This is a genomic window from Bacillus sp. SIMBA_008 (assembly GCF_046535495.1).
Classification (GTDB): Bacteria; Bacillota; Bacilli; order Bacillales; family Bacillaceae; genus Bacillus; species Bacillus subtilis.
In genome coordinates this window covers 1-230 of sequence record NZ_JAWRWL010001401.1, presented here as the reverse complement: position 1 = coordinate 230, position 230 = coordinate 1, and the positions used below count along the sequence as shown (strand labels likewise).

General features: G+C 47.8%; 1 protein-coding gene and 1 pseudogene. Both read right to left on the bottom strand.

The window, feature by feature from the left end:
• Window positions 1–78 (bottom strand): annotated as a pseudogene (locus SB658_RS28085) (DNA-binding response regulator); the annotation flags it as partial.
• A partial coding sequence (locus SB658_RS28080) for an ATP-binding protein (RefSeq protein WP_486308238.1) occupies window positions 75–230 on the bottom strand: 156 nt, incomplete at its 5' end. The gene SB658_RS28080 and the pseudogene SB658_RS28085, both read right to left, overlap by 4 nt.

Sequence of the window (230 nt, the reverse complement as noted above, 5' to 3'; positions counted from 1 at the left end):
ATCCTCTTCTAAATTCAACAGCGAACCGAGTGCGCCGAGCAGCATTTGCTGATCCTCGGCAATGAAGATGTTGATCATCTGCTACCATCCTTTTCTTTTGATTTTGAATCATTCGGGATTCTCATGGTCAGCTTTGTTCCGGCGGCTGTATCGATGGCTAAACTGCCGTTTGCGAATTCAAGACGTTCCCTCATTCCAAGCAGGCCGTGCCCCTTTGAAAAAAAGCGGTC